The 19,670-nt window shown below is 64.0% G+C and carries 17 protein-coding genes; 9 read left to right on the top strand and 8 right to left on the bottom strand.

From position 1 onward, the window contains the following. Entirely contained in the window at positions 1 to 1,179 is a 1,179-nt protein-coding gene (locus tag P5705_RS04200) for an amino acid ABC transporter permease (RefSeq protein WP_277459704.1), read from the bottom strand. Between the two features lie 67 nt (positions 1,180 to 1,246). Then, positions 1,247 to 2,275 carry an amino acid ABC transporter substrate-binding protein gene (locus P5705_RS04195; protein WP_240065879.1) on the bottom strand — a complete coding sequence of 343 codons (1,029 nt, stop codon included), beginning with the start codon at positions 2,273 to 2,275 and terminating at the stop codon, positions 1,247 to 1,249. A gap of 336 nt (positions 2,276 to 2,611) precedes the next feature. On the opposite strand from P5705_RS04195, the gene P5705_RS04190 reads away from it, so the two are divergent. Next, a complete protein-coding gene (locus tag P5705_RS04190) occupies positions 2,612 to 3,268 on the top strand; it encodes an alpha/beta hydrolase (protein WP_277459703.1) in 657 nt (218 codons plus the stop codon). Between the two features lie 92 nt (positions 3,269 to 3,360). Further along, on the top strand, positions 3,361 to 4,827 hold the full coding sequence (gene rhlB, locus P5705_RS04185) for an ATP-dependent RNA helicase RhlB (protein ID WP_277459702.1): 1,467 nt from the start codon (positions 3,361 to 3,363) through the stop codon (positions 4,825 to 4,827). 108 nt (positions 4,828 to 4,935) lie between these two features. On the opposite strand, the gene moaE is transcribed toward rhlB, so the two are convergent. From moaE to P5705_RS04160, 5 genes are all read right to left on the bottom strand, one after another. After that, complete coding sequence (moaE, locus tag P5705_RS04180) at positions 4,936 to 5,382, bottom strand: molybdopterin synthase catalytic subunit MoaE (RefSeq protein WP_277459701.1); 447 nt, start codon at positions 5,380 to 5,382, stop codon at positions 4,936 to 4,938. A gap of 2 nt (positions 5,383 to 5,384) precedes the next feature. Next, positions 5,385 to 5,630, bottom strand: a complete 246-nt coding sequence (locus tag P5705_RS04175) for a MoaD/ThiS family protein (RefSeq protein WP_277459700.1) — start codon at positions 5,628 to 5,630, stop codon at positions 5,385 to 5,387. Further along, the gene (gene moaC, locus P5705_RS04170) at positions 5,630 to 6,100 is read right to left on the bottom strand and encodes a cyclic pyranopterin monophosphate synthase MoaC (RefSeq protein ID WP_213658245.1); all 471 of its coding nucleotides are present in this window, start codon (positions 6,098 to 6,100) and stop codon (positions 5,630 to 5,632) included. The genes P5705_RS04175 and moaC overlap by 1 nt, the downstream gene beginning before the upstream one ends. Positions 6,101 to 6,232: 132 nt before the next feature. Continuing rightward, positions 6,233 to 7,627, bottom strand: coding sequence for a PhoH family protein (locus tag P5705_RS04165; protein ID WP_277459699.1), 1,395 nt, complete (start codon positions 7,625 to 7,627; stop codon positions 6,233 to 6,235). A 489-nt stretch (positions 7,628 to 8,116) separates the two neighbouring features. Next, positions 8,117 to 9,235: a polysaccharide deacetylase family protein gene (locus tag P5705_RS04160; protein WP_277459698.1), complete on the bottom strand. Its 1,119-nt coding sequence runs from the start codon at positions 9,233 to 9,235 to the stop codon at positions 8,117 to 8,119. Between the two features lie 136 nt (positions 9,236 to 9,371). Here P5705_RS04160 and yaaA point away from each other — a divergent pair, with 136 nt between their 5' ends. Next, the gene (yaaA, locus tag P5705_RS04155) at positions 9,372 to 10,148 is read left to right on the top strand and encodes a peroxide stress protein YaaA (RefSeq protein WP_277459697.1); all 777 of its coding nucleotides are present in this window, start codon (positions 9,372 to 9,374) and stop codon (positions 10,146 to 10,148) included. 45 nt (positions 10,149 to 10,193) lie between these two features. On the opposite strand, the gene P5705_RS04150 is transcribed toward yaaA, so the two are convergent. After that, entirely contained in the window at positions 10,194 to 10,511 is a 318-nt protein-coding gene (locus tag P5705_RS04150) for a hypothetical protein (protein WP_277459696.1), read from the bottom strand. Between the two features lie 443 nt (positions 10,512 to 10,954). Between P5705_RS04150 and P5705_RS04145 the strand changes: the two genes are divergently transcribed. From P5705_RS04145 to algG, 6 genes are all read left to right on the top strand, one after another. Beyond that, positions 10,955 to 12,271 carry a nucleotide sugar dehydrogenase gene (locus P5705_RS04145; protein WP_277459695.1) on the top strand — a complete coding sequence of 439 codons (1,317 nt, stop codon included), beginning with the start codon at positions 10,955 to 10,957 and terminating at the stop codon, positions 12,269 to 12,271. Between the two features lie 70 nt (positions 12,272 to 12,341). After that, positions 12,342 to 13,823 carry a glycosyltransferase family 2 protein gene (locus P5705_RS04140; protein WP_277459694.1) on the top strand — a complete coding sequence of 494 codons (1,482 nt, stop codon included), beginning with the start codon at positions 12,342 to 12,344 and terminating at the stop codon, positions 13,821 to 13,823. A gap of 36 nt (positions 13,824 to 13,859) precedes the next feature. Further along, positions 13,860 to 15,026 carry an alginate biosynthesis protein Alg44 gene (locus P5705_RS04135; protein ID WP_277459693.1) on the top strand — a complete coding sequence of 389 codons (1,167 nt, stop codon included), beginning with the start codon at positions 13,860 to 13,862 and terminating at the stop codon, positions 15,024 to 15,026. A gap of 12 nt (positions 15,027 to 15,038) precedes the next feature. Then, positions 15,039 to 16,610 (top strand): alginate biosynthesis TPR repeat lipoprotein AlgK, encoded by a 1,572-nt coding sequence (gene algK, locus P5705_RS04130; protein WP_277459692.1) that lies wholly within the window; start codon positions 15,039 to 15,041, stop codon positions 16,608 to 16,610. Continuing rightward, positions 16,607 to 18,085: an alginate export family protein gene (locus P5705_RS04125; RefSeq protein ID WP_277459691.1), complete on the top strand. Its 1,479-nt coding sequence runs from the start codon at positions 16,607 to 16,609 to the stop codon at positions 18,083 to 18,085. The genes algK and P5705_RS04125 overlap by 4 nt, the downstream gene beginning before the upstream one ends. 17 nt (positions 18,086 to 18,102) lie before the next feature. Next, positions 18,103 to 19,659 (top strand): mannuronan 5-epimerase AlgG, encoded by a 1,557-nt coding sequence (gene algG, locus P5705_RS04120; RefSeq protein WP_277459690.1) that lies wholly within the window; start codon positions 18,103 to 18,105, stop codon positions 19,657 to 19,659. The last annotated feature ends 11 nt before the right edge of the window (positions 19,660 to 19,670 follow it).

Here is a 19,670-nt window from a genome sequence, read left to right as displayed (position 1 = left end):
TCACCGCTCGATCAGCGCAATGCGCTTGTTGTACCAGTTCATCAGCAGCGAAATGCTGATGCTGATGGCGAGATAGACGCTCATGGTGATGGCGATCACCTCGATGGCCTGGCCGGTCTGGTTGAGCACGGTACCGGCGAACAGCGAGACCATTTCCGGGTAGCCGATACCGGCCGCCAGCGACGAGTTCTTCGCCAGGTTCAGGTACTGGCTGGTCAGTGGTGGAATGATCACCCGCAGCGCCTGGGGAATGATCACCTTGCGCAGCGTCGGGCCTTCGCGCAGGCCCAGCGAACGCGCTGCCTCGGTCTGGCCGTGGCTGACCGAGCGGATGCCGGAACGCACGATCTCGGCGATGAACGCCGCGGTATAGATGGTCAGCGCCAAAGTGAGCGCCAGCAGCTCGGGGATCAGCACCCAGCCGCCAACGAAGTTGAAGCCCTTGAGTTGCGGCACTTCCCAGTGCACCGGGCTGCCGAACAGCAGCGCGCACACGCCAGGGATGCCGACCAGCAACAGCAGGCCGACCCAGAACTTGTGGAACGGCTCGCCGGTTTCGTCGAAGCGCTTGTTGGCGTGACGCACCATCAGCACGATGGCGACGATCGCCAGGGCCAGGGCCGCGACGAACGGCCAGAAGCCTTCGGCGAGCGAGGCGCCGGGCATGTTCAGGCCGCGGTTGCTGATGAAGAACGTGTCCTGGATATTGATGCTGCCCCTTGGCCCCGGGAGGGTGAGGAACACCGCGAAATACCAGAACAGGATTTGCAGCAGTGGCGGAATGTTGCGGAAGGTCTCCACATACACCGTCGCCAGCTTGCTGATCATCCAGTTCGGTGACAACCGCGCCACGCCGATGATGAAGCCCAGCAGCGTCGCCAGGATGATGCCGATGAAGGTCACCAGCAGCGTGTTGAGCAAGCCGATGACGAACACCCGCGCATAGCTGTCCGACTCCACGTAGGGGATCAGGTGCTGGGCGATGCCGAACCCGGCGCTGCGCTCGAGAAAGTCGAAGCCCGAGGTAATGCCTCGGTGCTCCAGGTTGGTTTGAGTGTTGTGGAACAGGTACCAGCCCAGGCCCGCCACGAAAACCACCGTGAGGATCTGGAACAGCCACGCGCGCACACGTGGATCACTAAGGGAAAACCCTTTCCGTGCGCCGATTTGATTTTGCATGAAGTGCCCCGAAAAGAAGGGATTCGAACGACCCGCGGCGGCAGGATGCCGCCGCGGGGTGCAGCCATCAGCGCACCGGTGGCGCGTACTGGATGCCGCCGTTGTTCCACAGGGCGTTCATGCCACGGTCGATCTTCAGGTCGGTGCTCTGGCCCAGGTTCTTCTCGAACACTTCGCCATAGTTGCCAACTTGCTTGACGATCTGCACTACCCAGTCCTTGGGCAGCTTGAGGTCCTTGCCGTACTCGCCATCGGCGCCCAGCAGGCGGGCGACGTCAGGGTTCTTGGTGGCCTTGGCCTCGGCCTCGACGTTCTTCGAGGTGATGCCCGCTTCTTCAGCATTGAGCATGGCGAACAGGGTCCACTTGACGATGCTGAACCACTCCTCGTCGCCCTTGCGCACCACCGGGCCCAGCGGTTCCTTGGAGATGGTTTCCGGCAACACCACGTACTCGGTCGGCGCGGCCAGTTTGGAGCGCTGGGCGAACAGCTGCGACTTGTCGGAGGTCAGCACGTCGCAGCGGCCGGATTCCAGCGACTTGGCGCTTTCGTCGGAAGTGTCGAAGGTGATCGGGGTGTACTTCAGCCCATTGGCGCGGAAGTAGTCGGAAACGTTCAGCTCGGTGGTGGTGCCGGCCTGGATGCAGATGGTCGCGCCGTCGAGTTCCTTGGCACTGGAGACGCCAAGCTTCTTGTTGGCGAGGAAACCGACGCCGTCGTAGTAGGTGACACCGGCGAACACCAGGCCCATGCCGGCATCGCGCGAGCTGGTCCAGGTGGTGTTGCGCGACAGCACGTCGACTTCGCCGGACTGCAACGCGGTGAAGCGCTCCTTGGCGTTAAGCTGGCTGAACTTGACCTTGGTTGCGTCGCCGAACACGGCGGCGGCCACGGCACGGCACACATCGGCGTCGATACCGACGATCTTGCCTTGCGCGTCCGGCACGGAGAAGCCTGGAAGACCGTCGCTCACGCCACACTGGACGAAGCCCTTCTTCTTCACCGCGTCGAGGGTGGCGCCGGCCTGGGCGAAGCTGGTGGCGCCCAGCGCGGCGGCGGCGGTGAGGACTGCCAGGGTGGTTTTCAACATCTTCATCAACAACCTCCAAATCGCTCTTGTTGTATGAGCCGGAATTGCACCGCACCCTTATGAGGCGCATCCGACCCCTTGTTGGCTTGTTTTTGGGTCAATTGGCGCAATGGGCTGTTCTGTGACAGCCTTCAATCCACGCGGGGGTGTTACCGTAACCGGCCTATCCCCTCGCATCAGCATAGACATAGCAAAGCGCGTACCACGTTCATGGGCTTAAGCGATTAAGCGGTCGTCAAGTAGTAAAAGTTGTAGAGTTGCGACATCTTTTTCTGGCATTAACCAGCGCTGCCTTCTTTTTACGCGCTCAAAACGCACGCACGCACAGATTCGGAGCAGTCCATGACCCACCCGCTGATCCTCGAACCCCAGAAGAGCGCAGACGCCTGTGTGATCTGGTTGCACGGCCTCGGCGCCGACCGTTACGACTTCCTACCGGTGGCCGAGTTTCTCCAGGAGCGCCTGCTCAGTACTCGTTTCGTAATGCCCCAGGCCCCCACCCGCCCGGTGACAATCAACGGCGGCTATGCAATGCCCAGCTGGTACGACATCAAGGCCATGACCCCGGCGCGGGCCATCGATGAAGCGCAGCTGGAAGAGTCCGCCGAACAGATCATTGCCCTGATCGAAGCCGAGCGGGCCAAGGGCATCGACCTGGCGCGCATCGTCCTGGCGGGTTTCTCCCAGGGTGGCGCCGTGGTGCTGCACACCGCCTATATAAAGTGGCAGGAAGCCCTGGGGGGGGTGATTGCCCTGTCGACCTACGCCCCGACCTTCACCGATGGCCAACAACTGAGCGCCTGCCAGCAACGCACCCCGGCGCTATGCCTGCACGGCGTGCACGACCCGGTGGTGATCCCATCGATGGGCCGCACGGCCTTCGAATACCTCAATACCTGGGGTGTGGCTGCCCAATGGCACGAATACCCGATGGAGCACGAAGTGGCGGTGGCTGAGCTGTCCGACATCCACGACTGGCTGAGCCGCCAGCTGCAGTGAGCCTGTAGCCCATCGAGCATTCCACTACGCCGCGCCCGATTCTTGCATTACACTGCCCGGCGTACATTCCTTAACCAGTTGACGAGACGACCGTGCTCAAGGCACTCAAGAAAATATTCGCCAAGGGAGACGCCGCGCCGCAGGCCGCCGAGCCCGCCGCCGTGCCCCAACCCGCCCCGGCCGTGCCACCAGCTGCCACCCAGGCTCCGGCGCACAAGAGCCCCAGGCCCAAACCCGCGCCCAAGCCGCAGGCCGAGGCGCAACCGGTCGAGCAGCCGCGTGCCGAACAGCCCGCCAAGGACAAGCCACGCCGCGAGCGCAAGCCAAAGCCCCAGGCCAGCCTGTGGAAGCCCGAGGATTTCGTGGTCGAACCGCAAGAGGGCAAGACCCGCTTCCACGACTTCAAGCTCTCCAACGAGGTGATGCATGCCATCCATGACCTCGGCTTCCCCTACTGCACCCCGATCCAGGCCCAGGTGCTCGGCCATACGCTACGCGGCCAGGATGCCATCGGCCGGGCCCAGACCGGCACCGGCAAGACTGCCGCGTTCCTGATCTCGATCATCTCCCAGCTGCAGCAGGTGCCACCGCCCAAGGAACGCTACATGGGCGAACCACGGGCGCTGATCATCGCCCCGACCCGCGAGCTGGTGGTGCAGATCGCCAAGGACGCCATGGCGCTGACCAAGTACAGCGGCCTGAACGTGATGAGCTTCGTCGGCGGCATGGACTTCGACAAGCAGCTCAAGTCACTGGAAGCGCGCCACTGCGACATCCTGGTGGCCACCCCTGGCCGCCTGCTGGACTTCAACCAGCGCGGCGAGGTGCACCTGGACATGGTCGAGGTACTGGTGCTGGACGAAGCCGACCGCATGCTCGACATGGGCTTCATCCCCCAGGTCCGCCAGATCATTCGCCAGACGCCACCGAAGAGCGAACGCCAGACCCTGCTGTTCTCCGCCACCTTCACCGACGACGTGATGAACCTGGCCAAGCAGTGGACCACCAACCCGGCCATCGTCGAGATCGAGCCGGAGAACGTCGCCAGCGAAACCGTCGAGCAACATGTCTACGCCGTGGCCGGCAGCGACAAGTACAAGCTGCTGTACAACCTGGTCACGCAGAACAAGTGGGAACGGGTGATGGTGTTCGCCAACCGCAAGGACGAAGTGCGGCGCATCGAGGAAAAACTGGTGCGTGATGGCATCAACGCCGCCCAGTTGTCGGGCGACGTGCCGCAGCACAAGCGCATCCGCACCCTGGAGAACTTCCGCGAGGGGCGCATCAGCGTGCTGGTGGCCACCGACGTGGCCGGGCGCGGCATCCACATCGACGGCATCAGCCACGTGATCAACTTCACCCTGCCGGAGGATCCGGACGACTACGTGCACCGTATCGGCCGTACCGGGCGGGCGGGGAGCAGTGGCGTGTCGATCAGCTTCGCCGGTGAGGACGACTCGTACCAGTTGCCGGCGATCGAGGAACTGCTGGGGCGCAAGATCAAGTGCGAGATGCCGCCGGACGAGCTGTTGAAGCCCGTGCCGCGCAAGCATCACTGATCTCCACGGCCCTGTAGGAGCGGCTTTAGCCGCGATCACCCGCAAAGCGGGTACCAGGCACCGCGATGCCCGCATCGCGGCTAAAGCCGCTCCTACAGGCGAACCGCTCTACCAGCGCTCTGCCGCATCCTGGTCGCTCTGCTTCCCCTCGACCCAGCGCGGCCCGTCCTGGGTGTTCTCCTTCTTCCAGAACGGCGCCCGGGTCTTCAGGTAATCCATGATGAAGTTGCAGGCGTCGAATGCCGCCTGCCGGTGCGCGCTGGCCACGCCCACGAAGACGATCGGCTCACCCGGCTCCAGCGCACCAATGCGGTGCAGCACCTCGACCTTGAGCAACGGCCAGCGCTGCTCGGCCTCGATCACGATCTTCTGCAATGCCTTCTCGGTCATCCCCGGATAGTGCTCGAGGAACATCCCCGCCACATCCAGGCCATCGTTGAAATCTCGCACATAGCCGACGAAACCGACCACCGCGCCCACGCCGACATTGGCGGCGTGCATGGCATTGACCTCCACACCTGGATCGAACCCCGCCTCCTGTACTCGAACACTCATGCTCAGCCTCCCGTCACCGGCGGGAAGAACGCCACTTCATCGCCGTCTTCCAGCGCCTCGCCGAGCTTGCACAGCTCTTCGTTGCGCGCGCACATCAGGTTCTGCTCGGCCAGCACTGCATACTTGCCACCCTTGGCCACCAGCGCCTGGCGTACGTCGTCCAGCACCCTGAAGTCGCCCTCCAGACGCTCGGCATCGACACCCAGCTGCTCTCGGTAACGAGCGAAATACATGACCTTGACCTTCATCACGCCTCCACCTTGTAGTGGCCGCTCTTGCCGCCGGTCTTCTCCAGCAGGCGCACCTGCTCGATGACCATGCCCTTGTCCACGGCCTTGCACATGTCGTAGATCGTCAAGGCGGCGACGCTGGCGGCGGTCAGGGCTTCCATTTCGACGCCGGTCTGCCCGGCCAGCTTGCAGCGGGCGACGATGTGCACGACATCCTCGCCTTCGGCGGCCAGCTCGACCTTGACACCGGTGAGCATCAGCGGGTGGCACAAAGGGATCAGGTCGCTGGTCTTCTTCGCCGCCTGGATGCCGGCGATGCGCGCCACGGCGAACACGTCGCCCTTGGGGTGCTGGCCATCGACGATCATGCGCAGCGTGTCTGGCAACATGCGCACACGCGCCTCGGCGGTCGCCTCGCGCGCGGTCACGGCCTTTTCGGTGACGTCGACCATGTTGGCGCGCCCCTGGGAATCAAGATGAGTCAGCACTGCTCTGCTCCTGGGAAGGGAATGCAGAGTGTAAACCCGCCGGTCAGCTTTGAGCAGAGGGTGTTTCGACGCAGGGGCCGGTTGGCCGGCAAGCCGGCTCCTGCGGGGTGCAGGAGCCGGCGAACAGGCGGTTTACAGGTGGGACTCGGCGTACTCGGCCAGCACCGAGCGTGGCACGCCCTGGAGGGTGATGTGAACGCCGTGGGGGAAGTCCTTGAAGCGTTCGGTCAGGTACGTCAGCCCGGAGCTGGTGGCCGACAGGTAGGGGGTGTCGATCTGCGCCAGGTTGCCCAGGCAGACCACCTTCGAGCCGTTACCGGCACGGGTGATGATGGTCTTGATCTGGTGCGGCGTGAGGTTCTGGCACTCGTCGATCAGGATCAGGCTCTGCTGGAAACTGCGGCCACGGATGTAGTTCAGCGACTTGAACTGCAGCGGCACCCGCTCGAGGATGTACTCGACGCTGCCGTGGGTGCTCTCGTCATCCATGTGCAAGGCTTCGAGGTTGTCGGTGATGGCCCCCAGCCAGGGTTCCATCTTCTCCGCCTCGGTGCCCGGCAGGAAGCCGATCTCCTGGTCCAGCCCCTGCACGCTGCGGGTGGCGATGATACGGCGGTAACGCTTGCTGACCATCGTTTGCTCGATGGCCGCGGCCAGCGCCAGGATGGTCTTGCCCGAACCGGCGGCGCCGGTCAGGTTGACCAGGTGGATATCCGGGTCGAGCAAGGCGAACAGCGCCAGGCTCTGGTGGATGTCCCGCGGTTTGAGCCCCCAGGCTTCCTGGTGCAGCAAGGGCTCCTGGTGCAGGTCGAGCAACAGCAGCTCGTCGTTGCGGATGCCCTTGATCCAACCGACGAAGCCTTGTTCATCGATGATGAACTCGTTGACGTGCACCGCCGGCAGGTTGTCGATCAGTTGCACCCGGTGCCAGGTACGGCCGCGTTCCTGACGGGTGTCGACCTTGCTCACGCGGTCCCAGAACGAGCCGGTGACCGAGTGGTAGCCCTTCGACAGCAAGGAGACGTCATCGACCAGTTGGTCGGTGCTGTAGTCCTCGGCGGCGATCCCGCAGGCGCGCGCCTTCAGGCGCATGTTGATGTCTTTGGTGACCAGCACCACGTCCAGGTCCTTGCGCTTGGCGCGCAGGTCCAGGAGCTGGTTGATGATGATGTTGTCGGCGAGGTTTTCCGGGAGCAGGCGGTTGGGTTCGTTGCGCGTGCTCATGAGAATGGACAGGAAGCCCTTGGGCCCGCTCTTGCCGCGCTGGATCGGCACGCCCTGCTCGACATCGCTGGGGGATGCATCACCTAGCGTTTGGTCGATCAGGCGGATGGCCTGGCGACATTCGGCGGCGATGGTGTGCTTGCCGGTCTTGAGCTTGTCGAGTTCCTCCAGCACCGTCATCGGTATGGCGACGTGGTGCTCCTCGAAGTTGAGCAGGGCGTTGGGGTCGTGAATCAGGACGTTGGTATCGAGCACATACAGGATTGGCTGGTTGGAGGAAGGGTTGCGTCCTTGGTCATCCATACTCGGTCACCTTATGTGAAAGCCACACGGCGCGAACGGCTGCGCCGCAGAGTGACTGCCGTTCTTCCCGTATCCGCGTTGTTACGGGCGGGAAGCTCACCTGGCGAGGGGGCGTGGATGACGCCACCTGTGCTGCAGGGTTCGGCTGTCTGACTCCTTGATACCGCAAAAACCATGACCGAAAAAAGACTTTTTACGCTTGGGTGAAGTTTATTTTTCGGATTGACGAACAGGGCTTGGCGTGGGGGCATGGCAGGACTACGCTCAGGGATCAGGTGGCTGTGGTTCGGGCTCGTTTCCTGGTGATGGCCGCAAGGTCCTGCCGAAACAGGTGCGGCGCATCGCGGATGAATCCGCTCCTACAGGCCCTGGTTGTCCGCCTTGTTTACCCGGCGCGATGTTTCGGTTACCGCCTTTGTAGGAGCGGATTCATCCGCGATGCACCGCACAAGCGGTGCTCGGCCCAAGGAATACCACAGCTTCGCCCCCCTACTCCCGCACCCCATACCCCCGACAATCCTCCCACCCGATCCCGCTCTGCGCCGTATGCTGCAACACCCACTCCAGCGCCGGCTGCGCCTTGGGCTGGTTGTCATGGAACTGGATCACGCCCTTGCGCCACAGCAACATCAAGGTCAGCACCCGCTGCGCCGACGCCTCGGCGGTCAATGGCCCATCATCCTGCGCATCGATATCCCACAACGAAACGTGCAACTGCTGGCTGGCCATGAACCCCTCGCCATCGCCGCGCCGCTGCCCATAGGGCGGGCGGAACAGCGGCACATACTGCTCCGGCAGATCGGCCTGGACCCGCGCCTGGGCACGGCGCAGCGAATCCTGCCAGCCCTGCCACTGGGCATGGGAACGGTATTCCCAGCCCTGGATCCCCACGCACTGTCCCGCATAGAGTTCGGCCACCGGGCCTGTGTCACGACGTTGCTGCAGGCGGTTGCCAAGCACGAAGAAGATACCGTCGAGCTTCTGCCGACGCAGGTAGTCAGCCATGGCATCGGTGCTACTACCTTCAGGGCCCGGGCCACCGGCAAAGGTCAGGAGGAACATCCGGTCGTTCAGTTCATCGCCATTGCGCTCCCGGCTGGAGAGCTTTTCCACTTCGCTGGAGGTCTGCGGATACACGGCGGCCTTGCGCAGTTGTTCGTCCAGGTAGCGGACATGAAACTGGTGGCTGGGCTCGATCCAACCGGTGTAGAACGTGCCGACATCCCCGGCGAACGTGACGGCTTGCATACGCAAGTCAGCCATCGACTCCACCGGGTAGCAGAACGACGCGTCCTGCTCGCAGCTCTGCTGGGCCTGCTGGTAGCCCTGCCACAGCCGCTGCCACATGCGCGCCCTCACAGCCCGGACGGTCGGCAGGTTGACCTGGCGCAGCCCCAGGCGCGCCGCCAGGGCAGGCTCATCGAGCATCTCGTTCTCGTGCAGCACCCGGGCAAAAGACAGGATCTCGGCACGCGACGCCACGTCGAACAGCACCGGGCTGTCCAACTGCTCCGGCCACAGGCCGCGATCGAAACTGACGAAGTCCGCAGGGGCTGCCTGCGCGCCCAGGCTCAACAGGCCGGCGAACAGGGCGAAAGCGATACGCACGATGAACGTTCTCCACGAATGCATGGCGCGCACTATAACGCGCCGCCCGCCGATGTTCCGTGACTATCGTCGCCATAGTTTGGCGTTGCGCCACCAGCCCCGTAGAATTCGCCCGACGATTCCAGGAGCCGACCCGATGCTGACGGTGATTTCCCCCGCCAAGACCCTCGACTACGACACCCCGCCGGTCACCCAACGCCACACCCTGCCCCAGTACCTGGACGATTCCCAGGCACTGATCCTGCAACTGCGCGAACTGTCGCCGGCGCAGATCAGCGAACTGATGCACCTGTCCGACAAGCTCGCCGGCCTCAACGCCGCACGCTTCGGCAGCTGGACCCCGGACTTCACCCCAGCCAACGCCAAGCAGGCGCTGCTGGCCTTCAAGGGTGACGTGTATACCGGGCTCGACGCCGAAAGCCTGGGCGAGGACGATTTCACCTATGCCCAGGACCACCTGCGCATGCTGTCGGGCCTGTACGGCCTGCTGCGCCCGCTCGACCTGATGCAGCCCTATCGCCTGGAGATGGGCACCAAGCTGGCCAACGCGCGCGGCAAGGACCTCTATGCGTTCTGGGGCACGCGCATCAGCGAGTGGCTGAACCAGGCCCTGGCCGAGCAGGGCGACGACGTGCTGCTCAACCTGGCCAGCAACGAGTACTTCAGCGCGGTGAAGAAGAGCGCCCTGAAGGCGCGGGTGATCGACGTCGACTTCAAGGACCTGAAGAACGGCCAGTACAAGATCATCAGTTTCTACGCCAAGAAAGCCCGCGGGATGATGAGCCGCTTCGTGATCCAGGAGCGCATCGACGATCCCGAGCAACTGAAGCAATTCGACGTCCAGAGTTACTACTACAGCCCCGAGCAATCGAAACCGGACCACCTGGTGTTCCTGCGCGATCACGCCGAGTAACCCCGCCCCTCCCTTGTAGGAGCCAGCCTTGCTGGCGAACAGCCGCTACTTGGTGGTGACGGGTTCGCCAGCAAGGCTGGCTCCTACAACCAACGCAAAACGCCAATACTTGGGCGCCATAAAACCAGCACGCCTCTTCTTATCGCAAAACGCCATAAGACCGTTCGTAGTTTTTTGACGAATTTTGAAAAAAAATTTTGCATGCTGGCCTAAAACCATCCCACCTCGACTTCCCCCTTTATATACGGGGGCAAAACTGTCTCGTGCTATCAGTTTGAAAGTATTTTTCGCTGAAGAAATATTTAGAAATCTTTCATCTCGGCGCAACTCACCCCGGAACTTCTCCTGCGCTTCATCGCTCATAGCACCCGTAACGAGTTTCAAGCGCCCTAGCGTAAGAGATGACTTACAGATGAAAGATGTTCGGTACTACACCCAACTTCAAAAACTTCAGAGGTGGCAATGGATATGCCGTACCGCGAACGCCAGGAAGGCCAAGCGCACCCCTTTATTACCGTCCTAGTGGTTGATTTCAAAGGGTTTATCCAATTGAAAAAACAAGCACAGCAGCACGATAAATAGCGCGCTGCAATAAAGACGACTGCATTCCAGGGCACGTCATTTAAATACTGGCCTTTGACTGCCAACTTTGAGCGCACAACTTTTTTGCGCTCCGGATTTACTCATGCCTGCGTTCGGTGAAGTGTCATTTCGCCATGAATCCGTTCGCCCAGTAATTATTGGTCAATCAACCCGATCGGCTCTTCCCCGAAGGGCTGGCGTGATAAACACACGAGGTGATTACGATGCGTATCAGCATCTTTGGTTTGGGTTATGTGGGTGCGGTCTGTGCGGGCTGCCTGTCGGCACGCGGCCATGAGGTGATCGGTGTTGACGTTTCCAGCACCAAGATCGACCTGATCAACCAGGGCAAGTCGCCGATTGTCGAACCGGGCCTTGAAGCGCTGCTGCAACAGGGCATCGCCAACGGCCGCCTGCGTGGCACCACCGACTTCGCCGCCGCCATCCGCGCCAGCGATGTGTCGATGATCTGCGTCGGTACCCCGAGCAAGAAGAACGGTGACCTGGGCCTGGAGTACATCGAGTCGGTGTGCCGCGAGATCGGCTACGTGCTGCGCGACAAGACCTCCCGCCACACCGTGGTGGTGCGCAGTACCGTGCTGCCGGGCACCGTCAAGAACGTGGTGATTCCGATCCTCGAGGACTGCTCGGGCAAGAAGGCCGGCGTCGACTTCGGCGTGGCGGTCAACCCCGAGTTCCTGCGCGAAAGCACCGCGATCAAGGACTACGACCAGCCACCGATGACCGTCATCGGCGAGCTGGACAGCGCCAGCGGCGACGTGCTGCAGGCCCTGTACCAGGAACTGGACGCGCCGATCATCCGCAAGCCGGTCGAAGTGGCCGAGATGATCAAGTACACCTGCAACGTCTGGCACGCCACCAAAGTCACCTTCGCCAACGAGATCGGCAACATCGCCAAGGCGGTGGGCGTCGATGGTCGCGAGGTGATGGACGTGGTCTGCCAGGACAAGGCGCTGAACCTGTCGCAGTACTACATGCGCCCGGGCTTCGCCTTTGGCGGCTCGTGCCTGCCGAAGGATGTGCGCGCCCTCACCTACCGCGCCGCCAGCCTCGATGTGAAAGCACCACTGCTCGACTCGCTGATGCGCAGCAACGAGTCCCAGGTGCAGAACGCCTTCGACATCATCGAAAGCCACGACAAGCGCAAGGTCGCCCTGCTCGGCCTGAGTTTCAAGGCCGGCACCGACGACCTGCGCGAAAGCCCGCTGGTGGAACTGGCCGAGCGCCTGATCGGCAAGGGCTACGAGCTGAACATCTACGACCAGAACGTCCAGTACGCCCGCGTCCACGGCGCCAACAAGGACTACATCGAGTCGAAGATCCCCCATGTCTCATCCTTGCTCAACGCCGACTTCGACCAGGTGGTGAACAACGCCGAGATCATCGTGCTGGGCAACCGTGACGAGCAGTTCCGCGCCCTGGCCCAGCAGGCGCCGGAAGGCAAGCAGGTGATCGACCTGGTCGGCTTCATGAGCAAGCCGACCTGCGCCACCAGCCGCACCGAAGGTATCTGCTGGTAAACCCGGCAGGGCGGCGCGTCCCTCCCCAGCGCGCCGCCCTCGCCCCCTGAATTCTCGACGGATGCCGAACATGCAAAGGCTTCAGACCCTGCTGCTGCAATGCGCCGGCTGGCTGCTCTACATGAGCCTGCTGATGCTGATCGCCCTGGCGTTGCCCAGCGACATCTTCGACTCGCAATCGAAGCATTTCATCTTCCTGGTCGGCGCCGTCGGCATCTGGCGCTACTCCATGGGCGCCACCCATTTCATCCGCGGCATGCTGTTCCTGTACATCGTCTACCCGTACCTGCGGCGCAAGGTGCAGAAGCTGGGCAAGGCGGCCGACCCGTCGCACGTGTACCTGATGGTCACCAGCTTTCGCATCGAGGCCCTGACCACCGCCCAGGTGTACAGCTCGGTGATCCGCGAGGCGATCGACTGCGGCTACCCCACCACGGTGGTCTGCTCGCTGGTGGAGAAGTCCGACGAGCTGCTGGTGAAAAGCCTGTGGGCCAAGTACAACCCGCCCGCCCACGTCACCCTGGACATCGTGCGCATCGCCGGCACCGGCAAGCGCGACGGCCTGGCCTATGGTTTCCGCGCCATCTCGCGGATGCTGCCGGACGAAAACGCCGTGGTGGCGGTGATCGACGGCGACACCGTGCTGGCCGAAGGCGTGGTGCGCAAGACCGTGCCGTGGTTCCGCCTGTACCCCAACGTCGGTGGCCTGACCACCAACGAATTCTGCGAAGTGCGCGGCGGCTACATCATGAGCGAGTGGCACAAGCTGCGCTTCGCCCAGCGCCACATCAACATGTGCTCGATGGCCCTGAGCAAGCGCGTACTGACCATGACCGGGCGCATGTCGATGTTCCGCGCCAGCGTGGTGACCAACCCCGAGTTCATCGCCGACGTCGAGAGCGACTCGCTGATGCACTGGCGCCTGGGCCGCTTCAAGTTCCTCACCGGCGACGACAAGTCCAGCTGGTTCAGCCTGATGCGCCTGGGCTACGACACCTTCTACGTGCCCGATGCCGCCATCAACACGGTGGAGCACCCGCCGGAGAAGAGCTTCGTCAAGGCCAGCCGCAAGCTGATGTACCGCTGGTACGGCAACAACCTGCGGCAGAACTCCCGCGCCCTGGGCCTGGGCCTCAGGCGCCTGGGGCTGTTCACCAGCATCGTGCTGCTCGACCAGCGCGTGTCGATGTGGACCAGCCTGCTGGGTTTGACCGTGGCGGTGATCGCCAGCTTCAAGTTCGGCCTGCAGTTCCTGCTGGTGTACCTGCTGTGGATCGGCATCACCCGCCTGATCCTCACCGTGATGCTGCTGTGCTCGGGCCACAACGTCGGCCCGGCCTACCCGCTGATTCTCTATTACAACCAGATCGTCGGCGCGGTGATGAAGATCTACGTGTTCTTCCGCCTCGACAAGCAGTCCTGGACCCGCCAGCCCACTGCCCTCAAGCGCGACCTGGCCAGCTTTCAACAATGGTTCAACACCTGGTCCTCGCGGACCATGACCTTCTCGGCCGCGAGCATCTTCGTCGCCGTGCTGTTCATGGTCGTGTGAGCCACCCCGGATCGGATAACAGGAACGAATATCGCCATGAATACCGCCGTGAACGTCAATGTCGTGCATGAGTCCGAAGCGCAGCGCCAGCACGCCCGGGTGCGCATCCCCGCCAAGCTGCGCTACCTGGACGGCAACCGCGAGCCGCACGAAGTGAAGGTTGACGACCTGTCCGCCGGGGGCCTGTCCTTCCATGCGAAAAAAGCCCTGCCGGTGAACGAGGTGCTGCGCGGCCGCCTGCAGTTCGTGGTCGACAACCTCGGGCTGTCGATGGATGTGGAGATCCTGGTGCGCACCAGCAACACCGAGACCGGCCGCACCGGCGCCGAATTCCAGAACCTCGAACCACGTGACATCGCCACCCTGCGCCACATCATCACCAGCCACTTGTCTGGCGAGCTGATCAGCGTCGGCGATGTGCTCAGTACCCTGCAGCGCGACAACTTCACCAAGGCGCGCAAGCAGAAAGACTCGGGCTCGGGCCTGTCGGCGTTCGGCCGCCTGCGCGCGGTCACCGTCACTGCCGGGGTGTTCGTGGTCGGGCTGGTGGCTTTCGGCTTTGTCGCCAAGTCGCTGTACGGCCTGTACTTCGTCAGCCACGCCGAGGCCGGTGTGGTCGCGGTGCCCACCACCAACGTCACCATGCCCCGCGACGGCAGCCTGCAGAGCCTGGTGGAAAGTGGCGCCACGGTGAGCAAGGGCGCGCCCCTGGCGACCTTCAACACCAGCATGCTCGACCTGCTCAAGGGCCACCTGGACGACTCGCAACTGGAGCCGGCCAAGGTCGAGGAGCTGTTCGGCAAGCAGCTCTCCGGCACCCTCACCAGCCCCTGCGACTGCGTGGTGTCGCGCCAGCTGGTGGACGACGGCCAGTACGCCAGCAAGGGGCAGGCGGTGTTTGCGCTGATTCCGCGTACCACCACTCCGACGGTCGAGGCGCGCTTCAGCTACCGCCAGTTCGACGAGGTGAAACCGGGTACCCGGGTCAACTTCCAGGTGGCCGGCGAGGACGAAGTGCGCACTGGCCGGATCGTTGGCAGCAGCAGCCTGGACACCGACAACCTGGCCGCCGACATCCGCGTACAGATCAAGCCTGACGAAAGCCTGCCGGCCGAGCTCGCCGGCCGCCCGGCCGCGGTCAACAGCGACCGTGGGCCGTCGCTGAACTGGCTGATCGACAAGGCCGTGGCCCGCGGGCTGTAAGAGGAACGGATCATGAAACCTTTCAATCGTGATTCTGCCGTGGGGTTGGTGCCGCCTGTATTGCGAGGGCTGCGCCCTCGATCGCGGCTGAAGGCCGCTCCTACAGAGTCCGCGCCTGTCCTGATCGACTCGATCCCTGTAGGAGCGGCCTTCAGCCGCGATCGGGTGCGCAGCACCCGCCCGTTGACATGGTGTGCCCTGGCCGCCGCCATCACCCTGGCCGGCTGCGCCGGCCTGCCCGACCAGCGCCTGGCCAACGAGGCGCTCAAGCGCGGTGATACCGCCACCGCAGAACGCAACTACAAGGCCCTGGCCGACCTCGGCTACAGCGATGCGCAAGTCGGCCTGGCCGACCTCAGCGTCGCCACCCGCGACCCGGCCAAGCTCAAGGAAGCCGAGGCCACCTACCGCGCCGCGGCCGCCACCTCGCCCCGCGCCCAGGCCCGCCTCGGCCGCCTGCTGGTGGCCAAGCCCGACAGCACCCAGGCCGAACGCGAAGAGGCCGAAACACTGCTCAAGCATGCGGCGCAACAGGGCGAGGGCAACACCCTGATCCCGCTGGCGATGCTCTACCTGCAATACCCGCAGAGCTTCCCCAACATCAACGCCCAGCAGCAGATCGACCAGTGGCGCGCCGCCGGCAACCCCGAGGCCGGCCTGGCCCAGGTGCTGCTCTACCGCACCCAGGGCACCTACGACCAGCACCTGGGCGACGTGGAAAAGATTTGCAAGGCCGCCCTGACCACCACCGACATCTGCTACGTCGAGCTGGCCACCGTCTACCAGAAACGCGCCCAGCCCGAGCAGCAGGCCGCACTGCTGGAGCAACTCAAGGCCGCCCATGCCCGTGGCGCGGTGCCGGCCACCCGGGTCGACAGCGTCGCCCGCGTGCTGGCCGATCGCAGCCTGGGGCAGACCGACGAAAAGACCGCGAAAGACTTGCTGGAGCATGTCGCCCCGGCCAACCCGGCCTCCTGGGTCAGCCTCGCCCAACTGCTCTACGACTTCCCCGAGCTGGGCGACACCGACCAGCTGATGGCCTACATCGACAAGGGCCGCGAGGCCGAGCAGCCCCGTGCCGAGCTGCTGTTGGGCCGGCTCTACTACGAAGGCAAGACCGTGCCGGCCGACGCGCCGAAGGCCGAGCAACACCTCCAGGCTGCCGCCGACGCTGGCGAGATCAGCGCCGACTACTACCTCGGCCAGCTCTACCGCCGTGGCTACCTGGGCAACGTCGAGCCGCAGAAAGCCGTCGACCACCTGCTCAGCGCCGCCCGAGGCGGCCAGATCAGCGCCGACTACGCCCTGGCCCAGCTGTTCAGCGAAGGCCACGGCATCCGTACCGAGCCGGCCAACGCCTGGGTGTTCGCCCAGCTGGCCCAGGCCAACCCGTCCGAGCAGTCCAGCGCGCTGCTGCAACAGCTCGACCAGCAACTGACGCCCGCCCAACGCAGCCAGGCGCAAAACCTGCTGGCCCAGGAAAAACAGGCTCGCGCCGGCATGCTCCAGCGTGCCGACAGCCCCCTGGCCATCGAAGCGCTGCAAGACGACAACGACGACGTAGACGCCGAGGATTCGCTATGACGCTCAACCCCTTCGTGAAAGCCGGCATCGGCCTGGGCTTCGCCCTGCTGTGGTCGATGCCGACCCTCGCCCAGGAAACCGCGCAGAAGAACTTCGGCCTGGACGTGAAGATCACCGGCCAGTCCGAGGACGACCGCGACCTCGGCACCCGCTCCGGCGGCGACGTCAACGGCCTGGGCCTGGACCTGCGCCCCTGGGTGTACGGCGAGCGCGGCAACTGGAGCGCCTATGCCATGGGCCAGGCGGTGGCCGCCACCGACATCATCGAGACCGACACCCTGCGCGCCTCCGACACCGGCGCCGCCATCGACACCGGCGATGACAGCCGCAAGCCGGACAAGAGCTACCTGGCCATGCGCGAATTCTGGGTCGGCTACAGCGGTTTCACGCCCTACCCCGGCGAACAGCTGCGCTTCGGCCGCCAGCGCCTGCGCAGCGACGACGGCATGTGGCGCGACACCAATATCGAAGCGCTGAACTGGACCTTCGACACCACCCTGCTCAAGGCCGACCTGGGTGTGGCCCAGCGCTTCAGCGAATACCGTACCGACCTCACCGAACTGGCGCCGGAGGACAAGGACCGCACCCATGTCTACGGCAACGTCGCCACGCAGTGGACCCCTGGCCACTGGGTCGGCCTGCGCGCCCACCACAGCCACGACGGCGGCAGCCTGAAGAGCCCCGGCGAAACCGTCGACGCCCTCGACAAGACCCGCACCGGCGACCTCACCTGGCTTGGCCTGGAAGCCAACAGCGACGCCTACAACTGGCGCAACGACCACAGCGTCAACTACTGGGGCAGCGTCACCTGGCTGACCGGCGACCGCGATACGCTGAGCAGCCAGGCCATCGGCAACGAGCAGGTCGCCACCGGCAAGCAGAGCGGCGACGTCAACGCCTGGGGCACCGACCTCGGCGTCCGCCTGCGCCTGGACCCGCAATGGCAGGTCGGCGCGGCCTATGCCCGGGGCAGCGGCGGCGGTGGCAGCGATGGCTCGAACAACTTCGAGCAGACGGGCCTGGAGAGCAACCGCTCCAACTTCACCGGCACCCGCTCGCGCGTGCACCGCTTCGGCGAAGCCTTCCGCGGCGAGCTGGGCAACCTGCAGGCGGCCACCTTGTTCGCCTCCTGGCAGCTGCGCGACGACTATGACGCCAGCTTCATCTACCACAAGTTCTGGCGTGTCGACGGCAAGCAGAACATCGCCTCCAGCGGCATCAACGCGGTGGTCGACGACGGCGGTATCAACCGCCCGCTGGTGCAGGGCGAGAAAGACCTCGGCCAGGAGATGGACGTGGTGGTGACCAAGTACTTCAAGCAGGGCCTGCTGCCGGCCTCGCTGAGCCAGTCGATCGACGAGCCGTCGGCCCTGGTGCGCCTGCGCGCCGGTGTGTTCAAGCCAGGCGACGCCTACGGCAAAGAGGCCGACTCGTACATGCACCGCGCCTTCGTCGACGTGATCTGGCGCTACTGAGGCCGGGAGAGGAAACCATGACCCTGCACCCGAACCTTCGCCACAGCCTGCTCGCCAGCGCCCTGCTGCTGGTCGCCGGCCTCGCCCAGGCCGTCGAGCCCGAGATGGCCAAAGGGCTGCAACAGGCCAAGACCTACACCGTCGCCAGCGCGCCGATCGAGCCGCTGCTGATGGACCCACCCAAGCTGCCCGACCTGTCCGGCTACACCGCCCAGGCCGTGCAGCGCAAGATCGACCGTACTCACAAGGGCAAGGTCAGCGTGCGCCGCATGCTCCAGGAGGACACGCTCAAGGAGTTCGTCGGCGGCGACAACAAGGGCGCCGAATGGGTACGCCGCCAGCACGGCATCCCCCAGGCGATCTTCATCGACGACGGGCATATCGACCTGGTCGAGCTCAGCAAGAAAGTGCCCGGCCAGTACCTGCGCGAAACCGCGCCGGGCGTCTACCTCGCCCGCCTGCCGATCGTGGTCGGGCACAAGGGCGTGCTCGAGATCGACGGCAAGGTCAAGGAACTGCGCCTGTCCGAGGAAGGCGGCGCGTTCATCGTCAACGACGGCAAGCTGTTCATCACCGATACCCAGGTGACGGGCTGGCGTGAGCGAGCCAATGGCCCGGCCACCTTCCAGAAGCCCGACGCGTTCCGCCCGTTCCTGCTCAGCTGGGGCGGCACCGAGACCTACATCGTCAACAGCAAGATGGCCAGCTTCGGTTACTCGAAGTCCAAGTCCTACGGCGTGAGCATTTCGCAGTACACGCCGAACATGGCCAAGCAGATGGGCCGCGCCGAACCCACCGGCTGGATCATCGGCTCCGAGTTCAGCGACATGTGGTACGGCTTCTACTGCTACGAGACCCAGGACTTCGTGGTCAAGGACTCGGTGTACCGCGACAACATCGTCTACGGCATCGACCCCCACGACCGCTCGCACCGCCTGATCATCGCCGGCAACACCGTGTACGGCACCAGGAAAAAGCACGGGATCATCGTCTCGCGCGAGGTCAACGACAGCTGGATCATCAACAACAAGAGCTACGACAACAAACTCTCCGGCGTGGTGATCGACCGCAACAGCGTCAACAACCTGATCGCCTACAACGAGATCTACCGCAACCACACCGACGGCATCACCCTGTACGAAAGCGGCGACAACCTGATCTGGGGCAACAAGCTGATCAACAACCGCCGCCACGGCATCCGCGTGCGCAACAGCGTGAACATCCGCCTGTACGAGAACGTCGCCATGGCCAACGGCCTGGTGGGGGTGTACGGGCACATCAAGGACCTCTCCGACACCGACCGCGACATCGCCCTCGATCCGTTCGACACCAAGGTGTCGCTGATCGTGGTCGGCGGCGAGCTGGCGGCCAATGGCTCCGGCCCGCTGTCGATCGACTCGCCGCTGTCGGTGGAGCTGTACAAGGTGTCGATGCTGATGCCGCGCAAGGCCAACGGCATCAGCTTCAACGGCGTGCTCGGCGAGCGCCAGGACGAAATCCTCGACCTGCTGGTGCGCCAGCAGAAAGCCGTGCTGATCGACCCGGTCGAGCGCCAGACCGAAATGATCGACTAAGGAAGCCCAGA

Source organism: Pseudomonas entomophila (assembly GCF_029478665.1).
GTDB classification, from domain to species: domain Bacteria; phylum Pseudomonadota; class Gammaproteobacteria; order Pseudomonadales; family Pseudomonadaceae; genus Aquipseudomonas; species Aquipseudomonas entomophila_F.
This window is presented reverse-complemented; position numbering and strand designations above follow the sequence as displayed.